The following is a 379-nucleotide window of genomic DNA, read 5'->3' as shown; positions in this document are numbered from 1 at the left end:
TGAGACTCCCTAGGTTGGGTGATGGTTAACTTATGGGTAATGCTTAAAAATATAGACCGTATAGGGGGATTCTTAGATTGGTATGGAATTCGGGACCCACGTGGAATACCTGGAATGGTAAAGGGGGCTAGGGCAAACTTGGTTAATAAGATTAAGGAGGTAAGTGATAGGGCCCGTTCAATATTAACAGGCCTTAGCCTAATAGACCCACACACTCACCTAGGCTCATCACTATCAAGCCTGGACATACTGGCAACACTATACCTAATGGTTAACGCCTTTGATGAGGATCCGTTGAAAAGGGACTACATAATATTGTCAAAGGGGCACGCCGCGCCAGCCCTATACGCAATCCTCTCCGAACTGGGTGTTATTAATA

The 379-nt window shown here is 45.4% G+C and carries 1 pseudogene; it reads left to right on the top strand.

The annotated features are described in order from the left end of the window. Positions 1-138: 138 nt before the first annotated feature. Positions 139-379 (top strand): annotated as a pseudogene (locus AAX04_RS11550) (transketolase); the annotation flags it as partial.

It is taken from the genome of Caldivirga sp. MU80 (assembly GCF_001663375.1).
In the GTDB taxonomy this organism is placed as follows: domain Archaea; phylum Thermoproteota; class Thermoprotei; order Thermoproteales; family Thermocladiaceae; genus Caldivirga.
The sequence above is the reverse complement of the archived record's forward strand: the minus strand, read 5'-3'. Positions and strand labels throughout refer to the sequence as shown.